The sequence below is a fragment of the Halorubrum sp. GN12_10-3_MGM genome, assembly GCF_005435235.1.
Classification (GTDB): Archaea; Halobacteriota; Halobacteria; order Halobacteriales; family Haloferacaceae; genus Halorubrum; species Halorubrum ezzemoulense.
In genome coordinates this window covers 1-19,699 of sequence record NZ_SGUB01000020.1, presented here as the reverse complement: position 1 = coordinate 19,699, position 19,699 = coordinate 1, and the positions used below count along the sequence as shown (strand labels likewise).

Below are 19,699 nucleotides of genomic sequence, written 5' to 3'. Positions count from 1 at the left end.
TTTCCGGGAGGATCAGAACAGCCCGGGCACGAGGACGTAGCTCAGGAGCATTCCGAACAGCCCGGCGAACAGCGCGAACAGGGCCATCGGGACGATCGCCTTCCGGAGCAGGTCGCCCTCGCGGCCGGTGATTCCGACGACGCCGCAGATGGCGGCGACGTTCAGCACCGAGACCATGTTGCCGAGGCCGCCGCCGACGTTCTGGAGGCTGACGGCGATCGTCCGGGAGAGTTCGACCGTCTCGGCGGCGTTGTACTGGAGCACGCTGAACAGGATGTTCGAGGAGGTGTTGCTCCCGGTCATGAACGAGCCGATGGCGCCGATCCACGGCGAGATCATCGGGAGCAGGCCGCCCGCGCCGATCGCGAGCGCGCGGCTGAGCGCCTCCATCATGCCGAGGAGGCCCGCGGTGTTCGTCTGCGACTGGATCATCACCTGCGTCATCGACACCGCGATGATCAGCGTGAGCGCGGCGGGCGCGACCTGCTCCGCAGAGCGCCGCCACGCCGCGCCCATCTCGTCGACGTTCATCTTGTGGATGAGGCCCGTGAGGACGGCGATCGGGATGAACGGCATCGTGCCCGGGAGGTAGAGGTACTGGAGCGTGTACCCGAGCTCGGTGCCGAGGATCGAGTCGATGCCGACGGTGAAGCTCTGGATCCACGGGAGCACGGCGGTGCCGGCGACCGTGAGGTCGGGCCACCGCGTGGCGAGCAGCGCGAGCGCGACGAGGAGGTACGGCGTCCACGCCAGCAGCACCGACATCTCTTTTTGTGGCTGGTCGCGGGAGATCTCGTCGAGTTCGAGGCCGCCGAGCCAGGTGTCGCTCCACTGCGAGTCGGTCGGGAAGTCCCACTCGCGGTCGGGGATGAGGATATTGTTGTTCGCGAGCAGGAGCCCCACGCCGAGGACGACGAACCCGGCCGCGATGTCGGGGAGCGCGGGCCCGACGAACCACGCGACCACCAGCTGCGTCCCGCCGGTGACGCCGCCGAGGAGGAGCGCGAACGGAGCGATGGGGAGCGTGTCGCGGACGGCGCCGCCGACGCTCCGGCCGCCGTCGGCGTCACCGAACCAGTACGTCAGGAAGAACACGCCGAGCAGCCCCCAGAACACGTACGTCACGCCCGTGACGATGCCGGACCACGCGGAGACCATCGAGAGGAACTCGGAGACCCCCATCGAGCCGGAGAGCGCCGGGTCGATGACGGCGCCGGTGCCGCCGATGACGGGGGTCCCCGCGGCGCCGAACGGCGGGTTCGGCGCGTTGAAGAACAGCCCGAACACCGCGGCGGCCAGCGGCGGGAAGCCGAGGCCGATAAAGAGCGGCGCGGCGAGCGCCCCGGGCGTCCCGAACCCGGCGGCGCCCTCGATGATCGTCATGAAGCCGAGCCCGATGAGCAGGACTTGAATGCGTCTGTCCTCTTCGATCTGTCCGAAGTACCACCTGATAGTGGCGATGGCGCCGCTCCCCTCGAGGTAGTTCATCAGGAGGATGGCGCCGAAGACGATCAGGATGATGTCGACCGCCTGGAACGCACCGTAGACGGCCGACGCGGCCAGCCAGTCGATCTCCATGCCCCAGTAGGTGAGTCCGATCCCCCCGGCGAGCAGCCACCCGACCCCCATCGCGCGGGCGGCGGACCACCTGAGTCCGGCGAGCAGGACGAACGCGACGCCGATCGGAATGACGCCGACGAACGCCAGTGAGAGTACGTTTGTCATGAGTATGTCTTTCGACCGTGTTTGGGCGTCTCACAACGATCCATATGTAACTTTCTTTTTTGACGATATTACTGGCGAGGAGTTGGGTACTGGCCGGGCGTCCGATGAGAAAGATACGTTATGTATCCCGTTAGGAAACTGCGTATAGGGAAACACCCATTAGGCTGTTACAGCAACCACGGCGTATGTCAGTCGAGTCAATCGCGACCTTCGAGTCGTCGCTCGACGAGGTCGGCGTCGAGTGCGTCCGGACGACCGCCGACGGGTTCGAGTCGGCGCTGGCGCCGCTGCTCGACGACCCGGCGGTCGGCGCGCCGCTCCCGTTCGACGGGGTCTCGCTCCCGGACGCGGTGAACACCGACCCGACCGTCGCCGAGCTCGAAGCCGCGGCGACGGGCGTCACCGCCGCCGGATACGGCATCGCCGACTACGGCTCCGTGGTGATTCAGGGCGGGGCCGCCGGCGAGGAGCCGGTGAGCCTGTACGCAGACGAGCACGTCGCGGTCGTCGCCGCGGACGACGTCCTGCCGGACATGGACGCCGCGTTCGACCGCCTCGCCGCGGACGTCCGCGACGGCGCGGGGCAGTCGATCATCGCGACCGGACCGAGCGCCACCGCGGACATGGGCGCGCTCGTGAAGGGGGCGCACGGGCCGATGGACGTGACCGTCGTGCTGGTGGAGGACAGGTAGATGAGCGCCGAGAACCGACGGCGGAAGGCCGAACACATCCGCCACATCCTCGACACCGAGGGCGACAGCGTCCAGCAGAACACGCGCGTGTTCAACGAGGGACGCTACGAGTCGACCGGCGGCCTCGACGACTACGAGCGGCTGAAAGACGAGGCGCGGGCGATCAAGGAGGACGCGATCGAGCGGCTGCCGGAGCTCATCGACGAGGTGACCGAGGCCGTCGAGGCCAACGGCGGCACGGTGTACCTCGCCGACGACGCCGCGGACGCGAACCGCTACATCACGGAGGTCGTCGACGGCCGCACAGCCGTGAAGTCGAAGTCGATGACCAGCGAGGAGATCGAGGTGAACGAGGCCCTCGAGGCGGACGGCGCCGACGTGTGGGAGACCGACCTCGCCGAGTTCGTCCTCCAGATCGCCGACGAGGCCCCGTCGCACATCGTCGCCCCGGCCATCCACAAGTCGCGGGAGGAGATCGCCGCGCTGTTCGACGAGGTGTTCGAGCCCGAGGACCCCCCGGAGACCGCCGAGGAGCTGACCCGGTTCGCCCGCGAACACCTCGGCGAGAAGATCCGCGACGCCGACGTCGGGATGACGGGCGCGAACTTCGTCACCGCCGACACCGGGACGCTCGCGCTGGTGACGAGCGAGGGCAACGCCCGGAAGTGCGTTCAGGCGACCGACACCCACGTCGCGGTCGCGGGCGTCGAGAAGGTGATCCCCAGCGTCGAGGACCTCCAGCCGTTCGTGGAGCTCATCGGTCGGTCGGGGACCGGCCAGGACATCACCTCCTACGTCTCGCTTCTCACCCCGCCGACCGACTCCCCGACGTTCGGCGACAAGGCGCTCGGCTCCGGCGACGAGCGCGACTTCCATCTCGTGTTAATCGACAACGGCCGGATGGAGATGCGCGACGACGACCAGCTCCGGGAGACGCTGTACTGCATCCGGTGTTCGGCGTGCGCGAACTCCTGTGCGAACTTCCAGCACGTGGGCGGCCACGCCTTCGGCGGCGAGACGTACTCCGGCGGAATCGCGACCGGCTGGGAGGCGGGCGTCCACGGCGAGGAGAGCGCCGCCGAGTTCAACGACCTCTGTACGGGGTGTAGCCGGTGCGTGAACCAGTGTCCGGTGAAGATCGACATCCCGTGGATCAACACCGTCGTCCGCGACCGCATCAACCGCGGGACGGACAGCGACCTCGACTTCCTCGTCGAGGGGCTCACGCCGGACGCGGATCCGGGCGGGATCGACCTCCAGAAGCGCCTGTTCGGGAACTTCGACACGCTGGCGAAGCTCGGGTCGGCGTTCGCGCCGCTGTCGAACTGGGTCGCGGAGGCCGGGCCCGCCCGATCGGTGCTGGAACGGACGCTCGGCGTCGACAGCCGCCGCGAGCTCCCGCGGTTCGAGCGCGAGTCGCTCGTCGACTGGTTCGCGGACCGGGGCTCGCGGGTCGACTCTGACGCCGCTCGCGAGCGCGTGACGCTGTACCCCGATGCGTACACCAACTACGTGCGCACCGAGCGGGGGAAGGCGGCCGTCCGGGTCCTCGAGTCGCTCGGCGTCCACGTCGACGTGCCGGCGGCCGGCGAGAGCGGACGCGCGCCGCTCTCGCAGGGGATGGTCGCGACCGCGCGGTCGAACGCCGAGGCCGTGTACGAGTCGCTCGCGCCGGCCGTCGCGGCGGGCCGGGACGTCGTCGTCATCGAGCCCTCCGACCTCGCGATGTTCCACCGCGAGTACGGTCGGCTCCTCCCGACGGAGGAACACGAGGCGCTGAAGGAGCGCAGCTACGAGGTGATGGAGTACGTGTACGGCCTGCTGGAGAACGGCGCCGCCCTCGGCGCGCTCCCCGACGGCGACGGCGAACGGATCGCCTACCACAGCCACTGCCAGCAGCGCACGCTGGACCTGGAGCCGTACACGACGGCGGTCCTCGACGACGCGGGGTTCGACGTGGTGACCTCCGACGTGGAGTGTTGCGGAATGGCCGGCAGTTTCGGCTACAAGTCCGAGTACTACGACCTCAGCGTCGACGTCGGCGAGACGCTCGCGGACCAGTTCACGACGGACGAGACCGCGGACCGGACGGTGGTCGCCAGCGGCACGTCCTGTCTCGAACAGCTCGACGCCCTGCTCACGCGGCGGCCCGCGCATCCGGTCCGGCTCCTCGACGCGCGGCGTGACCGTCGCTGACGCGCCCGCTCCGGGCGCGTCGCTCCGCGAGTCGGGGCCGTCGAGTTCAGGTGGGCTTATATGTTCCCCGGTCGGATCCGGGACTATGGACGACCACTCGCACGAGCCCGACCCGGACAAGCGCGTGACCGCACCGATGCAGGAATTCGGGAGCCGCGAGGTCGGCGTCGGCGCGGCCGTCACGCTGGTCGGCCTGCTGATCGCGTACGCCGTCCCGTTCCTCGCGACCTTCTGAACGCCGTCGCTCGTCGCGTTTTTCCGTAGTCGTTCGGCCGCCGGCAGCGACTCGCCTAGCGCGGGTACCAGGCGAGCGGGTGGTCCGCGGTGAGTTCGAGGGAGACGGGCTCGTCGAGGTCGAACTCCTCGACGTGGTTGTGGAGGCAGTGGACCGCCTCGCCGGAGTCGAGTTCGACCCGGTAGACGAAGGAGGGCCCGACGTACTGCCGCGAGGTGACGACGCCGTCGGCGAGTTCGGAGGTCGCGGGGGTCGCGCGGAGGTCGTCCGGGCGCACGAGCACGTCGACCGGCGCGCCGTCGTAGACGGTGTCGTATCCCTCCAGCGTCACGGCGTTGAACCGGCCGATGCCGGTGTCGACCTTCCCGTCGCGGAGCTCTCCTTCGAGGAACGACGCCCGCCCGAGGAAGGAGGCGACGAACTTCGACTCGGGGCGCTCGAAGACGGACTCGGGGCGGCCGACCTGCTCGATCCGGCCGTCGCTCATCACCGCGACGCGGTCGGAGATGGAGAGCGCCTCCTCCTGGTCGTGCGTGACCGAGACGGCGGTGACGCCCGCCTCCTTCAGGATGCGGCGGACCTCCTCGCGCATCTCGACGCGGAGGCGCACGTCGAGGTTCGAGAAGGGCTCGTCGAGGAGGAGTACCTCGGGCTCGGGGGCGAGCGAACGCGCGAGCGCGACGCGCTGCTTCTGCCCGCCGGAGAGCTGGTCGGGCGTCTTCTCGCCGTGGTTGGTCATCTCGACCAGTTCGAGCAGCTCGTCGACGCGCGCCTCGCTCTCGGCGGCGTCGGCGTCGGTCAGCCCGAACGCGATGTTCTCGCGGACGGTGAGGTGGGGGAACAGCGCGAAGTTCTGGAAGACGATGCCCACGTCGCGCCGCTCCGGCGGGACGAACGACCCGTCGCCGGCGACGACCTCGTCGCCGAGGGTGATTTGCCCCTCAGTCGGCTCTTCGAGGCCGGCGATGGTGCGCAGCGTCGTCGTCTTGCCGCACCCGGAGGGGCCGAGGAACGTCAGCAGTTCCCCGGACCGCACGTCGAGCGAGACGTCGTCGACGGCGGTCTCGGGGCCGAACACCTTCGTGACCTCGGACAGTGACAGGACGGGGTCCGCGGCGGCGGTCGCCCCGTCGTCGGCGGCGGCGCTCGCCCGGTGGTCGGTCGCGGAGTCGTCCGATCGATCGGCCGTCGCGTCGTCCGACTCGGTCGAGCGCGTCGTGCCGACTGGTTCCGTGGATGCCATCGATGAGGGGCGGGCACCGGAATGGCCGGCGTCCCGCGGTTGCCGCCACATACTTTAGGAGCACCTAAAAGCGTATCGCTCGCTCTCGGGGCGTCGAAATCGAGTGACCGCGCGGTGATGTAGCACCGTCTCGCCGCTCACCGCGCGCACAGCGACGGCTCAGGCCAGTTCGCGCTCGATCACGTCGCGGTGGTCCCGCACCGCCGCGGCGGAGAGCGCGACCGACTCGTCGCCGACGGTGAGCGAGAGGGCCCCGTCGGTCGTCACGTCGCCGAGCCGGAAGACGGGAAGGTCGCCGACCGCGGCCGCGACCGCCTCGGGTTCGGTCGTCTGGACCAGCAGGCGGCCGGGCGTCTCGTCGAAGGCCGCGACGCGGTCCGGGAGGGTCGCGTCGACGCCCGCGTCGTCGGTCACGAGCTCGGCGAGCGCGACCGCGAGCCCGCCCTCGCTCACGTCGTGGGCCGCGAGCGTCGACTCGTGGCGGGCGGCGGCCGCGAGCGACGCGACGAGGCCCCCGAGGTCGTCGGCCGCCCCGGACTCGTCGGGTAGGGTCGGGAACCGGTCGCCGCCACCGGCGTGCGCGAGGTACTCGGAGCCGCCGAGCGCGTCGCCGCCGGACCCGACCAGCAGAAGCACGGAGTCGGCCGCGCGGTCGGCGTCGAGCGCGGCGGGCGGGGCGTCGTAGCCGCGCCGCGTGCCCAGCACCGCGAGCGTCGGCGTCGGGGGGATCGGCCCCTCGACGCTGTCGTTGTACAGGGAGACGTTGCCGCCGACGACGGGCGCGTCGAGCGCGGCGCAGGCGTCCGCGAGGCCGTCGACGATCCCCTCGAACGCGCCGTACACGTCGGGCTTCTCCGGGTTGCCGCCGTTGAGACAGTCGACCGCGGCGAGCGGGACCGCGCCGGTCGCGGCGAGGTTCGTCGCGTTCTCGAGGGCGACGGCTCGGGCGCCCTCGTACGGCGCGACCGCGGTCCACTTCGGGTTCGCGCCAGAGGCGAGCGCGAGGCCGACGCCGTCGGCGGAGGCGGCCGTTTCGCTCGCTTCGTCGGTCGGCTCCGTCTCGCGGACCGCGAGCAGCGCGGCGTCGTCGCCGGGCTTCACGGCCGTGCGCGTCCCGACCTCGTGGTCGTACTGGCGGTACACCCAGCGCTTGCTCGCGGTGGACGGGGCCGAGAGGACGGCCGCGACCGCCTCGTCGAGCGAGGGCTCGTCGGCGGGCAAGTCTCGGTCGGGCTCGCTCGGCGGCTCGCTTTCGAGGTCGTTCATCGGCGCGCCGTCCGCGAGGAACTCGGCGGGCGCGTCGACGACGGTCTCGGGGTCGCGGTCGGTCGCGCCGTCGGCGTCCGCGCCGCCCTCGCCGTCCGCGCCGCCGGCGAACTCGCAGACGTAGTTGCCGTCGGTCACCTCGCCGATGACCGAGCAGCCGAGGTCGAACCGCTCGGCGAGGTCGGCGACGCGCTCGACGTCGTCCGGGGCGACCTCGTAGCACATCCGCTCCTGGCTCTCGGCAAGCAGGATCTCGGTGGCGTTCATGTTCGGCTCGCGCTGGTGGACCGCGTCGAGGTCGATCCGCGCACCGAGGCCGCCCTTCGCGACGAGTTCAGAGGAGGCGCCGCCGAGGCCGGCCGCGCCGAGGTCGCGGGCCGAGCGGACGAGGTCCTCGTCGATCAGCGCCTCGTTACACTCGATCAGGCGCTTCTCGGCGTAGGGGTCGCCCACCTGGACCGCGGGGCGGTCCTCGGTCTCGGCGTCCTCGGCGAGGTCCTCGCTCGCGAAGGACGCGCCGCCGAGCCCGTCGCGGCCGGTGCCGTTCCCGACGAGGACCAACTTGTTCCCGGGCTCCTGTGCGGTCGCCGTGACGAGTCGGTCCTCGTTCGTGAGGCCGACGCAGGCGACGTTGACGAGGGGGTTCCCCTCGTAGCCGCCGTGGAAGGCGACGCTGCCGCCGACCGTCGGGACGCCGATACAGTTGCCGTAGTGGGAGATGCCCTCGACGACGCCCTCGAAGAGGTACCGGGAGCGCTCGCGGTCGAAGCCGCCGAAGTACAGCGAGTCGAGGAGGCCGATCGGGTACGCGCCCATGCTCATCGTGTCGCGGACGATGCCGCCGACGCCCGTCGCGGCGCCGTCGAACGGGTCGACGAAGGAGGGGTGGTTGTGGCTCTCGACGCCGAAGGTGACGTAGGTGTCGCCGTAGTCGTCGGCGTCGCGCTCGGCCGCGGGGTCGTCAGCCGCGTCCGGCTCGGGCAGCGCGAGGACCGCGGCGTCGTCGCCCGGGCCGACCACGACCTGGTCGCCCTCGCTGTCGAACGCCGACAGGAGGGGCCGCGAGGAGCGGTACGCGCAGTGCTCGCTCCAGAGGTTCTCGAACAGCGCGGCCTCCGCCGCCGTCGGCTCGCGGCCGAGCTCCGCGGTCACGAGCTCGTGGTCCGCATCGGACAGACTCATTCACTTACGTGGTCATCGAGCCGGTTCTAATGCTTTTCTATACGCACGTTCGTGGTGATACCCCGAGCGGGATCCCGCACAGTTAGCGGTCTCGGAGGCGCGTGCCTGCGAGCGGCCGCCACCGGCGGCCGCGAAGCCAGCACGCGCGAGGGAGTCGGTGGGCCGAAGCGAAGCGGAGGACCACCGACGAGGCTGGGGAGGTGTGAGGTGCGGGGCTGTGCGGAGTGGGACTCAAAGGGGCAGCCGGGAGGCTGGGCTTTGGAGGAGGCTCTCACGGCCGCAACGATCTATAGCCGAGCGGGTGGAGCTTTCGAGGAGGTTCCCACGACCGATCCGCCGGCAATCAGTCACGAATGACCGGCCGGATCGTCAGCAGTGTTCGTCGTCGGTCTGCCGACGGCGATTTAGCCAGAGTGGTCTGGTTATAACTAAACGGCCGGAACGCCGAGCGAGATTTATGCCAGAACGGTCACCGCGGCGAAGACGACGACCGTCCCGGCCGCGGCGAGCGCCATCGCCTTCGCGTTGAGCTTGACCGCCTTCCTGCGGTCGGCGGCGAGCGCCTCCTCGTTTTCGATCTCGCTCGTCCCCCCGCCCACGTCGAAGACGCCGATGCCGGCGAAGCCGATACAGAACCGCTCGCGGTACTGTAACGCGCCCATCGCGGCGCCGTACAGCGGGAAGACGGAGAGGATGAGCGACCAGCGCGGCCACGCGAACGAGACGGCCGCCGCGACGAACGCGGCCGCGAGCGCGAGCGACCCGACGCCGAGGAGGAGCCGCCGTCGCTGCTGTGTCGGTCCGATGTTACACACGCCCGGTTGATACTCCATGGGATCGGAAAGAGCGGCAGAAGCAAAGCCTCAACGGATCGCTCCGGCGACCGGTACCGCTACCCCCGAGCGACCGACCCGCCGACGCCCGTCGCTTGACCGGCCGACGCTCGTCTCTCGACTCGCCGACGCCGAGCGACGGTTCATTATCGGCCGCCCGGAACGGGGGATCGAACGCGACGGGCGACCGAGACCCGGACCGTCGAGCGCGGGACCTGGGACGGTACGAGACGATACTGGAGTCGCTCGAACCGGTCGACCTCGGAGCGATTGCGGAGGAGTGCTGGCGGAGCGTCGAGACCGCGGACGCGACAGTGCGCGCGGAGGCGACGGCGACGGTCCGCGCGGACCGTAGTCGGCTCAAACAGGTGCTGGAGAACCTCCTGCGGAACGCCGTCTCGCACGGCGGCGCGGACGTGACGGTCACCGTCGGCGACCTCGACGGCGGGTTCTACGTCGCGGACGCCGGCCCCGGACTCCCCGAAGACGAGCGCGGCGAGGTCTTCGAGGCCGGCCACACGACCGACTCGAACGGGACCGGCTTCGGCCTCGCCATCGTCGAGCGGGTCGGCGAGGCGCACGGCTGGGCAGTACGCGTCACCGACGGTCCGGACGGCGGGGCGCGCTCCGAGTTCACCGGCGTCGGTATCGAGTGACGGCGCCGCCGGGGCGGGAGCCGGCGGTGGAAACGGTGAAATGCCCGGCAGCCGACGTGGCTGTGTGAAACGGATTCAGCTCGGCAACACCGTCTTCGAGGGCGAAAACGACGTGTACCTACTGGACGGGGAGACGACGGCGCTCGTCGACACCGGGGTCGCGCTCCCCGAGGTCCGCGAGGAGTTGGCCGACGGCCTCGCCGAGTACGGGCACGCGTTCGGCGACGTGGACGCGGTCGTCCTCACCCACTGGCACCCGGACCACGCGGGACTCGCCGGCGAGGTCCAGGCCGAGGGCGGCGCCGACGTGTACGTCCACGAGGCCGACGCCGGCCTCGTCGACGGAACGGAGACGCCGCTGTTCGCCGACCGCGACCTCCAGCGCGAGACGTTCGAGCGGTGGGGGATGCCCGCCGCCGACCAGGAGCGGCTGACCGAGTTCTTCGACGCCGTCAGCGTGGACCTCTCGGGGCGACCGGCCGACGTGACGACCTTCGCGGACGGCGACGCGATCGAGGCCGGCGGCGTCGAACTCGAAGCCCTCCACCTTCCCGGCCACACCGCGGGACTCTCCGGGTTCGCGTTCGACCCGCGGGCTGTGTCGGACCACGACCCCATCGCTGGCGAAGACGCGACCGAGGAGGCGTTCACGGGCGACGCGCTGCTCCCGAAGTACACCCCCAACGTCGGCGGCGCCGACATCCGCGTCGAGGGTGCGCTCGCGGCCTACGCCGAGAGCCTCGCGCGGATCGTCGACCGCGACTTCGACGCCGCGCATCCGGGGCACCGTCAGCGGATCGACGAGCCGAGCCGCCGCGCGGCGACGATCCTCGACCACCATCGGCACCGGACCCGCCGGGTGATCGGGGTCCTCGACAACTCGGGGCCGGCGACCGCGTGGGAGGTGTCGGCCGCGCTGTTCGGCTCGCTGGAGGACATCCACGTCCTCCACGGTCCCGGCGAGGCGTTCTCGCACCTCGACCACCTCGCCGACGCCGGCGTCGTCGAGCCCGACGGGACCGCCTACCGACTCGTCGACCCCGACCCCGACGTCGGCGCCCTGTTCCCGACGACGCCGCTCGACGACGTCGTCGACGGGAGCGACGACGCGTAGGCGGAGAGAACCGGGGGCGTTCCGGCGCGACCCCGAAACCGACCGCCGCCGAAAGCTATTCCCGGCGGCCGGCGTAGTCCGGGACGTGAAGCGGGACGCCCTCGTCGCGGTCGCGGTCGCCCTCCTCGCCCTCGTCGCGCTCGGCGTCGCGGCCGCGACGCTGGACACCGCCGTCGACACCGGCGGCGGCGGGTTCGGCGGGAGCGGCGGAGACGCCCCGAGCGTCGGATCTGACACGGGCGACCCCGGCGTCCTCACGTCGTCGGGGGAGGCGGGCGACTTCTCCGCGCCGGGGCTCTGTCTGCCGTTCCTCAGGGAGCCGCCCGCCGTGATCGCGCTGCTCGTCGGCCTGACGCTGCTCGCGGGGGTCACCTATCGCGACACCGGGTCGCCGTTCGCGAGCGTCGCCGTCGCCGGCGTGATGGGCGCCCCGATCGCGGTCCTGTTCTGGGTGCTGTCGACGTGCCGGTCGGTCGCGGAGAACGTCTCCACCTCGCTCGGGATGGGCAGCAACGGGACGGAGTTACTGTCGACCGGCGCGGCCGGCGGCGGGCTCGGCAGCGGCGAGGGCGCGGCGTCGGCGCCGCAGATCCTGTTCGCGGTCGTCGTCGTCGCCGCGGTGATCGCGAGCGTCGCCGCGCTGCTCCTCGCCGGCGGCGACGACGAGGCGGACGGCGGCGGCGACCGGACCGACGAACCGGTCGAGGAGCCGCCGGACCTCGCCGCGGTCGGGCGGACGGCCGGCGAGGTCGCGGACCGGATCGAGTCCTCGGACGCGGACAACGAGGTGTACCGCGCGTGGCGCGACATGACCGACGTCCTCGACGTCGACCGGCCGGACTCCTCGACGCCCGCGGAGTTCGCGGCCGCCGCGGTCGACGCGGGCGTCGCCGAGGAGCCGGTGACCGCGCTCACCGAGGTGTTCGAGCGGGTCCGATACGGCGGCGAGGACGCGACCGACGACCGGGAGCGCCGCGCCGTCGAGGCGCTGCGTCGGATCGAGGAGCGGCACGGAGGCGACTCGTGACGCGCGCTCTGACGGAGAGCGCGGGCGAGACGGTGGGAACCGACGGTGGTGGTCGGTAGTGCGGCCGCTCGCCGTCGCGGGAGTGCTGGCGGTCGCCGTCGGCATCCTCGCGGCGCTCGACCGCGGCGTGGCGTCGGTCCTCTCCCCCACGTCGGCGGTCGTCACGCTGATCGGCGTCCTCGGCGTGGTTCAGGGGATTCGATACGCGAACGCGCGTCGGGACCGCCGGCGGATGCCGACAGACACCGGAGAGCCGGAGCGGCGCGCGCCCGCCGCGGTGCCCGGTGCCGACCTCGACGAGCGGATCGCCCGCGTGGCCAGTCCGGCGCCGGGGGGTTACCGGAACCGTCGCGCCCTCCGCGACCGGGTCCGGGAGGTCGCCGTGGACGCCGTCGCCCGCGACCGCAACTGCTCGCGGGAGGCGGCGGCGACGGCCGTCGACGACGGGACGTGGACGGACGACGCGGCCGCCGCCGCGTTCTTCGACACCCGGACCGCCTATCCCGTCCGGGTCCGGCTCTCCGCCGGGGTCCGGGGACGGTCGAACTACTGGTACGGGCTCCGCGCCGCGATCGGCGAGATCGAGCGGATAGAGGGGGGTGCGGCGTGAGCGACCCCTCAAGCGGCGCCGCCGCGTCCGAGCCGGCATCGACCGACGGTGAGGCGACCGGACGAGACGGCGACGCGGTCGGACGCGACCGCGACGCGACCGAGACTGAATCCGCCGGCGCTCCGAGCGACCGGGAACACCGCCGAGCGATCGAGACGGAGCGCTGGCTGGGGGTGGCGGGGGCGGCGCTGGCGCTGGTCGGCCTCGGCGTGCTCGTCCGGCAGTCGTCGCTCGTGCTCGCCGGCTCGGTGGGCGCCGGGTACGCGGTGTACGCGCGGGCGGGCGACGCGTCGGCGCCGGCGCTCGCGGTGACGCGGACGGTGAGCGACGAGGCCCCGGAGCCGGGCGACGAGGTCAGCGTGACCGTCCGGGCGGAGAACGTCGGCGAGGAGGCCCTGCCGGACCTCCGGCTCGTCGACGGGGTCCCGCCGGGGTTGGCGGTCGTCGACGGCCCCGCTCGGGTCGCGACGGCGCTGCGACCCGGGACGGCGGTGACGTTCGAGTACACGGTGCGCGCGGCCCGGGGCGACCACGAGTGGGAGCCGCTGACGGCGATCACCCGCGACGCGGCCGGCGCCCGCGAGCGCACGACCGCGCTCGACGCGCCGACCGCGATCGCCTGTACGCCGGAGCTGTCCGCCGGCGGCGACCTCCCGCTGCGCGGGCTGACGACCGTCCACCACGGTCGGGTGCCGACCGACGTGGGCGGCGCCGGCGTTGAGTTCCACGCCACCCGGGAGTACCGCCGCGGCGATCCGCTCAAGCGGATCGACTGGAACCGGCGGGCGCGGACGGGGGAGCTGTCCACCGTCGAACTACGCGAGGAGCGCTCCGCGACGGTCGTGCTGGTCGTCGACACCCGCGAGTCCGCGTACGTCGCCGCCGACCCGGACGCCGAGACGGCGGTGGAGGCGAGCGTCGCGGCCGCGGGACAGGCGTTCTCCGCGCTCCTCGACGGGGGCGACCGGGTCGGGATCGCGGCGCTGTCGCCGATCGACTGCTGGCTGCCGCCCGGCAGCGGGACCGTCCACGCGGCCCGCGGGCGCGAGACGCTCGCGACCGACCCCGCGCTGGCGCCGACGCCGAGCGACGACCGGTTCTACCGGTCGCTGTGGCTCCGGCGGTTCCGGCGGCGGCTCCCGGCCGACGCGCAGGTGCTCTTCTTCACCCCCCTCGTCGACGAAACCGCGACGGCGATCGCGCGGCGCGTCGACGCGCACGGTCACCTCGTGACGGTCCTCTCGCCGGACCCGACGACGGCCGAGACGGCGGGCGAACGGTTGACCGCCTTCGAGCGCCGCCAGCGGCTCCGGGCGCTCCGGGCGGGCGGGATCCGCGCGCTGGAGTGGGGCGACGACTCCTTCCCGGCCGCGGTCGCGGCCGCGACGAGGCGGTGGTCGCGATGAGCGGCGACGGCTCGGCGCCCGGAACGACTGGCGACGGATCCGCGATTGCGACGGGGGGCGACGAGTCGGCGTCCGAAGCGCCAGCCGACTTCCACGAGGCGGACGCCCGGCCCCCGACGGTCGCGGTCGTCGCGAGCCTCGCCGCCGCGGGCGTCGCGGCGACCGCCGCGCTGATAGCGAGTCCGACGGGCGGCGCGCTGGTCGGGGTCGGCGCGCTCGCGTTCCTCGGCGGCTCGCTCCGGGGGTCGGCGCGAGTCCTGACGTGGGGCGCGACCGCGGGCGTGGCGGGGATCGCGCTCGCGGGGTACCGCGGCGCCCCGCCCGAAGCCCTGCTCGTCGCCGCCGTCGGGCTGGCGGTCGCGTGGGACGTCGCCGACCACGGGGTCGGCCTCGGGGAGCAGGTCGGACGGGGCGCTCGGGTCCGGCGGAACGCCGCGGTCCACGCGGGGGCGAGCCTGCTCGTCGGCGCGCTCGCGGCCGGCCTCGTGTACGGCGTCTCGCTCGCGGTCGGCGGCGGCCAGCCCGTGGCCGCGCTCGCGCTCCTCTTGGCGGGCGGTATCGCGCTGATCTCCGCGCTGCGGTGACAGTGCGAGCGCCAGGTTTACCGGGCCGCGCGCGCTGCGCGGCGATCGCGGACGCTTTTGTGCTGGCCCGGCGACGGCCGAGTATGCGAACCGAAGGGTGGTCGGCGTGACCGACCTCGTGACGTTCGGCGAGACGATGCTCCGCCTGTCGCCCCCGCGCGGCGAGCGGCTGGAGACGACGGACTCGCTCGACGTTCAGGCAGGCGGCGCCGAGAGCAACGTGGCGGTCGGCGCGTCGCGGCTCGGCGTCGACGCCGTCTGGCTCTCGAAGCTGCCGGACTCCCCGCCGGGGCGCCGAGTGACGAACGAGCTGCGGAGCCACGGAGTGACGCCCGAGGTGGCGTGGACCGACCCGGCTGAGGGCCGCGTCGGGACGTATTACCTCGAACGCGGCGGCACGCCGCGGGGGTCGAACGTCGTGTACGACCGCGGGGACGCCGCGATCACGACGGTGACGCCCGGGGACCTGTCGACGGCGTCGTTCGCGGACGCGAGCCGGTTCCACACCTCCGGGATCACGCCCGCGCTGTCCGACCGCGCCGCGGAGACGGCGGCCGCGCTGCTGCGCGAGGCGGGCGACGCGGGGCTCACTCGCTCGTTCGACCTGAACTACCGGGAGAAGCTCTGGGACCCGGAGACCGCGCGAGCGGCCTACGAGGGCCTGTTCGAGCACGTCGACACGCTGTTCGTCCCGCGGCGGGACGCCCGCGAGGTGCTGGACCGCGAGGGCGACGCGGTCGCGATCGCGCACGGACTGGCCGCGGAGTTCGGCGTCGAGACGGTCGTCGTCACCCGCGGGACGGAGGGCGCGGTCGCGCTGCGCGACGGCGAGGTGTACGAGCAGGGCGTCTTCGACGCGGAAACGATCGACGCGATCGGCACCGGAGACGCGTTCGTCGCGGGCTACCTCGCGAAGCGGATCGACGGCGGCGACCTCCCGGCCGCGCTGGAGTGGGCGGCCGCGGTCGCGGCGCTGAAACGCACCGTCGCGGGCGACGTCGCCGTCGTCACGCCCGGGGAGGTCGAGGGCGTGGTGGCCGGCGGCGGCGGCATCGATCGGTAGTCGACCGGCGCGGGGCGAGCGCCGGAGCTAAACCCTTATCAGCGCGCGGGTGGCAGGTACGCCCGTATGAGCGACCTCCCGGACGACTTCGACTGCACGCTCACCAACTGGGAGTACATCTACGGGCTCTGCCGCAACGTCTCCGACGCGGTGAAGCGGGCCGACTTCGAGCCGGACGTGGTCGTCGCCCTCGCCCGCGGCGGCTGGTTCGCGGGGCGGTGTATCTGCGACTTCCTCGGGCTCAACGACCTCACTAGCCTCAAGATGGAACACTACGTGGGGGCGGCCGAGAAGAGCGACGAACCGCAGATCCGCTACCCGATGCCCGAGGGGAGCGTGGAGGACAAGAACGTCCTCATCATCGACGACATCGCCGACACCGGCGGCTCGATCAGCCGCGCCGAGGAGTACGTCGAGGACCGCGGCGCGGGCGAGGTCCGCACCGCGACCCTCCAGCTCTTGGGCACCTCCGAGTTCCAGCCCGACTTCGTGGGCGAACGGCTCGAACAGTGGACGTGGGTCGTCTACCCGTGGAACTTCCTCGAAGACATGATCGACCTCACGGAGGGCGCCATGGAGCGCGCCGACGACTCGACGTTCTCGCGGGAGGACCTCCGGCACTACTTAGAGGAGTACCACGGCATCGGCCGGATCGAGATGGAGGTCGCCCAGCCCGGCCGCCTCGACGAGGTCATCGACGAGATGGTCCGGCGGGACGTGGCCGAGCCCGTCGGCGACGAGACGTGGGCGCTCGCCGAGTAGCCGGACCGAGCGATGGCCCCCGGAGACGACGCCGACGCTGACCCCGCAGACGACGCGGCGCTCGACGCCCTCCTCGACGCCTACGCGCTCAAAGACGAGCGGCGCACGGGGTGGCAGCTCCGCGGGGTCGACGAGCCCGAGTCCGTCGCCGCCCACTCGTGGGGCGTCGCGTACCTCGTGTTGACGCTCGGGGACCGGTTCCGCGAGGACCTCCCGGGCGTCGACCGCGACCGCGCCCTCCGGCTGGCGGTCGTCCACGACGTCGCCGAGGCGGAGACGGGCGACGTGGCGACGCGGGCGGCCGACGTGACGGCCGACGACGACGCGGCCGGGGACGCGGTCGATCGCGAGGCGAAGGTCGCCGCCGAGCGAGAGGCCATGCGCGACCTCGCCGGCCCGCTCCCGGAGCGCGTGCGAGACGCGTGGGAGGCGTACGAGGCCCGCAATTCGCCGGAGGCGGTCCTCGTCAAGGAGTGCGACCTGCTGGACACCTGCCTCCAAGCCCTGCGTTACGAGCGCGGCGACCGGTACGACCCGGAGCGCGGCGATCCCAATGCGTTCCGCGAGTACGACGACCTCGACGAGTTCTTCGCGACGAGCGAGCCGCGGCTCCGGACCGACGCCGGGGAGGAGCTGTTCGCGTCGATCCGCGAGCGGTACCGGGCGGCGCGCGACCGGTAAGCGCTCTCGCAGTCCGGTAGCGCCCGCGACCCCGACCGTTCAGCGGTTGCGAGGCCATCGACGGGACGGCGCTCGACCGTCACCGGCGCGAGCGACACCAGTAAGTGTCGGCCGGACCGATTCGGGCCATGGCATCGAACCGCGACGACGGGGTCGCGTCAGACGGCCCGGCGACCGGAACCGGCCTCGTCGACCGCTGGACCGCGCTCGACCGCGGCTGGCAGGCGCTCGCGCTGGGGCTCGGGATCGTCGCCGCGCACCTCGTCGGGCAGGCGCTGTGACGGGGATCGGCGAGGCGGTCCGCGCGTACCTGCCCGGCCTCGCGCTGCTCGCGGGCGGCGCGGTCGCCGCGACGCTCGTCGCGGACGCGGTCCCCGGCCTCCAGCCGCTCGTCGTCGCCGTCGGGATCGGCGTCGGGCTCGGCAACACCGTCGGGATCCCCGAGATCGCGGAGCCGGGCGTGAGCGCCGACAAGCTGTTCTTAGAGACCGGCATCGTGCTGCTCGGCGCGGCGGTGGCGGTCGAGGAGTTCCTCGCCGCGGGACCGACCGTCCTCGGGCTCGTGGTGGCGGTCGTCGCCGGCGGGCTCCTGTTCGCGGAGGTCGTCGCGCGCGGGCTCTTCCGGATCGGGTCGCCCACGTCCTCCCTGTTGGCGGCCGGCGCGAGCATCTGCGGGGTCTCCGCGGTCGTCGCAATCGGCCGGGTGCTGGACGCGCGCGGGACCGCGATCACCTTCGCGGCCGCGACGATCCTGCTGTTCGACGCCGCGACGCTCGTCGCGTTCCCGCTCGCGGGCGAGTGGCTCGGCCTCACCGGTCGACAGTTCGGCGTCTGGGCGGGCGTGAGCATGTTCTCGACCGGCCCCGTCGCGGCCGCCGGGTTCGCCTACTCGCCCGAGGCGGGGCAGTGGGCGACCGTGACGAAACTGGCGCGCAACTCGCTCCTTGGCGGCGTCGCGGTCGCGTACTCGCTGGCGTACGCGGCGCGGTCGGCCGCCGACCCCGGCGTCCGGCGGCTGTGGGCGGAGTTCCCGAAGTTCCTGCTCGGCTTCCTCGCCGTGGCGGCGGTCGCCAACAGCGGGCTGCTCTCGCCGGCCGCGCTGGCGTCGATCGGGCGCGTGTCGGACGCGCTGTTCGCGCTGGCGTTCGTCGGCCTCGGGCTCTCGATCCGGGTCGACGACATGCGTGCGGTGGGCGCCGCGCCCGTGGGCGCGGTGCTCGTCCACCTCCTCGCCGTGAGCGCGGTGGCGCTCGCGGCGGTCCGCTGGCTGCTGTGAGACGGGTTCTCCGCGGAGCCGTCGACGACGCGCCGGGCCGTCGACCGCGGCCGCCGACCGCGTTCACTCCTTATAAGTAGCGAGCGGGCGCACTCGGGGTATGGGAACCATCGGATTCATCGGCGGCAGCGGCATCTACGAGGCGCTCCCCCTCAACGACGTGCGCGAGGTCGCGTTCGACACGCCGTACGGCGAGCCGAGCGACGCGGTGACGATCGGCGAGTTCGGCGACACGGGCCGCGAGGTAGCCTTCCTCCCGCGCCACGGATCGAACCACGGCGTCTCGCCGACCGACCTCCCGTACCGCGCCAATATGTACGCCCTGAAGCAGGCGGGGGTCACCCACGTGTTCGCGTCGAACGCGGTGGGGAGCCTGAAGGAGGAGTTAGCGCCCGGCACGCTCGTCGTTCCCGACCAGATCTACGACCGGACGAAACACCGCGACCTCTCCTTCTACGGCGACGGGGTCGTCGTCCACCAGCCGTTCGCGGACCCGTACAGCCCCGAGCTCGTCGACCACCTCACCGAGGCGGCCGAGTCCGCCGTCGGCGGCGAGGGGGACGACGGCACGGACGTCGTGAAGGGCGGCACCTACGTCTGTATCGAGGGGCCGCAGTACTCGACGCGCGCGGAGTCGGAGTTCTACAAGAGCCAAGGCTGGGACCTCGTCGGCATGACCGCGATCCCGGAGGCGAAGCTGGCCCGCGAGGCCGAGATCGCGTACGCGACGATCGCCGGCGTCACCGACTACGACGTGTGGAAGGCGGACAGCGAGGTGACGCTCGAAGAGGTGCTCGAGAACGCCGAGCAGAACCAGGCGGCGATCAAGGCCGCCGTCGAGGAGGCCGTGCGGACCCTGCCCGAGGACTTGGAGTGTGACGCGCACACGTCGCTCGAAGGCACCGTCAACACGCCGACGGAGGCGATCCCCGAGGAGACGAAGGAGCGCGTTGAGCCCCTGCTCGGCGACTACTTGTAAATAGACGCGCCGTGCGGTGGCGCGTGCCTGTGAGCGGCCGGAGCGAAGCGGCGGCCACGAGGAGCACGCGCGAGGGAGTCGGTCGCCCGGAGCAGCGCGGAGGGCGACCGACGAGGCTGGGGAGGTGTGAGGTGCGGAGGCGGTGTGAGGTGCGGGAGCGGTGTGGGGC

At 72.5% G+C, this 19,699-nt stretch carries 19 protein-coding genes; 15 read left to right on the top strand and 4 right to left on the bottom strand.

Going from position 1 to position 19,699, the window contains the following annotated elements; genetic code table 11:
* Nucleotides 1–12: 12 nt before the first annotated feature.
* Complete coding sequence (locus tag EXE47_RS13685) at nt 13–1,725, bottom strand: L-lactate permease (RefSeq protein WP_137708444.1); 1,713 nt, start codon at nt 1,723–1,725, stop codon at nt 13–15.
* Nucleotides 1,726–1,910: 185 nt separating this feature from the next.
* Here EXE47_RS13685 and EXE47_RS13680 point away from each other — a divergent pair, with 185 nt between their 5' ends.
* From EXE47_RS13680 to EXE47_RS18775, 3 genes are all read left to right on the top strand, one after another.
* On the top strand, nt 1,911–2,417 hold the full coding sequence (locus EXE47_RS13680) for a lactate utilization protein C (RefSeq protein WP_049931506.1): 507 nt from the start codon (nt 1,911–1,913) through the stop codon (nt 2,415–2,417).
* Entirely contained in the window at nt 2,418–4,613 is a 2,196-nt protein-coding gene (locus EXE47_RS13675; protein ID WP_137708443.1) for an LUD domain-containing protein, read from the top strand.
* Nucleotides 4,614–4,698: 85 nt separating this feature from the next.
* Entirely contained in the window at nt 4,699–4,848 is a 150-nt protein-coding gene (locus EXE47_RS18775) for a hypothetical protein (protein WP_167373067.1), read from the top strand.
* Nucleotides 4,849–4,903: 55 nt separating this feature from the next.
* On the opposite strand, the gene EXE47_RS13670 is transcribed toward EXE47_RS18775, so the two are convergent.
* The 3 genes from EXE47_RS13670 to EXE47_RS13660 all read right to left on the bottom strand — a co-directional run bounded on the left by EXE47_RS13670 (nt 4,904) and on the right by EXE47_RS13660 (nt 9,372).
* The gene (locus EXE47_RS13670) at nt 4,904–6,091 is read right to left on the bottom strand and encodes an ABC transporter ATP-binding protein (RefSeq protein WP_137708442.1); all 1,188 of its coding nucleotides are present in this window, start codon (nt 6,089–6,091) and stop codon (nt 4,904–4,906) included.
* A gap of 159 nt (nt 6,092–6,250) precedes the next feature.
* Nucleotides 6,251–8,539: a phosphoribosylformylglycinamidine synthase subunit PurL gene (purL, locus tag EXE47_RS13665; protein ID WP_094495415.1), complete on the bottom strand. Its 2,289-nt coding sequence runs from the start codon at nt 8,537–8,539 to the stop codon at nt 6,251–6,253.
* Between the two features lie 455 nt (nt 8,540–8,994).
* A complete protein-coding gene (locus tag EXE47_RS13660) occupies nt 8,995–9,372 on the bottom strand; it encodes a hypothetical protein (protein ID WP_137708441.1) in 378 nt (125 codons plus the stop codon).
* A 95-nt stretch (nt 9,373–9,467) separates the two neighbouring features.
* On the opposite strand from EXE47_RS13660, the gene EXE47_RS19020 reads away from it, so the two are divergent.
* From EXE47_RS19020 to mtnP, 12 genes are all read left to right on the top strand, one after another.
* Nucleotides 9,468–10,028, top strand: coding sequence for a sensor histidine kinase (locus tag EXE47_RS19020; RefSeq protein WP_394338083.1), 561 nt, complete (start codon nt 9,468–9,470; stop codon nt 10,026–10,028).
* A 64-nt stretch (nt 10,029–10,092) separates the two neighbouring features.
* Entirely contained in the window at nt 10,093–11,142 is a 1,050-nt protein-coding gene (locus EXE47_RS13650; RefSeq protein ID WP_137708439.1) for an MBL fold metallo-hydrolase, read from the top strand.
* 85 nt (nt 11,143–11,227) lie between these two features.
* Entirely contained in the window at nt 11,228–12,169 is a 942-nt protein-coding gene (locus EXE47_RS13645; protein ID WP_086216740.1) for a DUF4129 domain-containing protein, read from the top strand.
* A gap of 58 nt (nt 12,170–12,227) precedes the next feature.
* Complete coding sequence (locus EXE47_RS13640; protein ID WP_086216739.1) at nt 12,228–12,779, top strand: hypothetical protein; 552 nt, start codon at nt 12,228–12,230, stop codon at nt 12,777–12,779.
* On the top strand, nt 12,776–14,185 hold the full coding sequence (locus EXE47_RS13635) for a DUF58 domain-containing protein (RefSeq protein WP_137708438.1): 1,410 nt from the start codon (nt 12,776–12,778) through the stop codon (nt 14,183–14,185). The genes EXE47_RS13640 and EXE47_RS13635 overlap by 4 nt, the downstream gene beginning before the upstream one ends.
* Nucleotides 14,125–14,769, top strand: coding sequence for a hypothetical protein (locus EXE47_RS13630; RefSeq protein ID WP_137708437.1), 645 nt, complete (start codon nt 14,125–14,127; stop codon nt 14,767–14,769). The genes EXE47_RS13635 and EXE47_RS13630 overlap by 61 nt, the downstream gene beginning before the upstream one ends.
* A gap of 97 nt (nt 14,770–14,866) precedes the next feature.
* Nucleotides 14,867–15,832 (top strand): bifunctional 2-dehydro-3-deoxygluconokinase/2-dehydro-3-deoxygalactonokinase, encoded by a 966-nt coding sequence (kdgK1, locus tag EXE47_RS13625; protein WP_199237904.1) that lies wholly within the window; start codon nt 14,867–14,869, stop codon nt 15,830–15,832.
* Between the two features lie 66 nt (nt 15,833–15,898).
* Nucleotides 15,899–16,594 carry a phosphoribosyltransferase gene (locus EXE47_RS13620; RefSeq protein WP_049931497.1) on the top strand — a complete coding sequence of 232 codons (696 nt, stop codon included), beginning with the start codon at nt 15,899–15,901 and terminating at the stop codon, nt 16,592–16,594.
* A 12-nt stretch (nt 16,595–16,606) separates the two neighbouring features.
* Nucleotides 16,607–17,275: an HD family hydrolase gene (locus EXE47_RS13615; RefSeq protein ID WP_137708435.1), complete on the top strand. Its 669-nt coding sequence runs from the start codon at nt 16,607–16,609 to the stop codon at nt 17,273–17,275.
* A 128-nt stretch (nt 17,276–17,403) separates the two neighbouring features.
* The gene (locus EXE47_RS18770; protein ID WP_176454917.1) at nt 17,404–17,556 is read left to right on the top strand and encodes a hypothetical protein; all 153 of its coding nucleotides are present in this window, start codon (nt 17,404–17,406) and stop codon (nt 17,554–17,556) included.
* Entirely contained in the window at nt 17,553–18,551 is a 999-nt protein-coding gene (locus EXE47_RS13610) for a YeiH family protein (RefSeq protein WP_049931496.1), read from the top strand. Before EXE47_RS18770 ends, EXE47_RS13610 begins: the two co-directional genes overlap by 4 nt.
* Nucleotides 18,552–18,651: 100 nt before the next feature.
* Nucleotides 18,652–19,530, top strand: a complete 879-nt coding sequence (mtnP, locus tag EXE47_RS13605) for an S-methyl-5'-thioadenosine phosphorylase (protein WP_094519460.1) — start codon at nt 18,652–18,654, stop codon at nt 19,528–19,530.
* Nucleotides 19,531–19,699 lie beyond the last annotated feature (169 nt).

Coding starts and splice junctions, on each gene's coding strand:
- EXE47_RS13685 (WP_137708444.1), bottom strand. CDS start 1,725: ATGACAAACGTACTCTCACTGGCGTTCGTCGGCGTCATTCCGATCGGC.
- EXE47_RS13680 (WP_049931506.1), top strand. CDS start 1,911: ATGTCAGTCGAGTCAATCGCGACCTTCGAGTCGTCGCTCGACGAGGTC.
- EXE47_RS13675 (WP_137708443.1), top strand. CDS start 2,418: ATGAGCGCCGAGAACCGACGGCGGAAGGCCGAACACATCCGCCACATC.
- EXE47_RS18775 (WP_167373067.1), top strand. CDS start 4,699: ATGGACGACCACTCGCACGAGCCCGACCCGGACAAGCGCGTGACCGCA.
- EXE47_RS13670 (WP_137708442.1), bottom strand. CDS start 6,091: ATGGCATCCACGGAACCAGTCGGCACGACGCGCTCGACCGAGTCGGAC.
- purL (WP_094495415.1), bottom strand. CDS start 8,539: ATGAGTCTGTCCGATGCGGACCACGAGCTCGTGACCGCGGAGCTCGGC.
- EXE47_RS13660 (WP_137708441.1), bottom strand. CDS start 9,372: ATGGAGTATCAACCGGGCGTGTGTAACATCGGACCGACACAGCAGCGA.
- EXE47_RS13620 (WP_049931497.1), top strand. CDS start 15,899: ATGAGCGACCTCCCGGACGACTTCGACTGCACGCTCACCAACTGGGAG.
- EXE47_RS13615 (WP_137708435.1), top strand. CDS start 16,607: ATGGCCCCCGGAGACGACGCCGACGCTGACCCCGCAGACGACGCGGCG.
- EXE47_RS18770 (WP_176454917.1), top strand. CDS start 17,404: ATGGCATCGAACCGCGACGACGGGGTCGCGTCAGACGGCCCGGCGACC.
- mtnP (WP_094519460.1), top strand. CDS start 18,652: ATGGGAACCATCGGATTCATCGGCGGCAGCGGCATCTACGAGGCGCTC.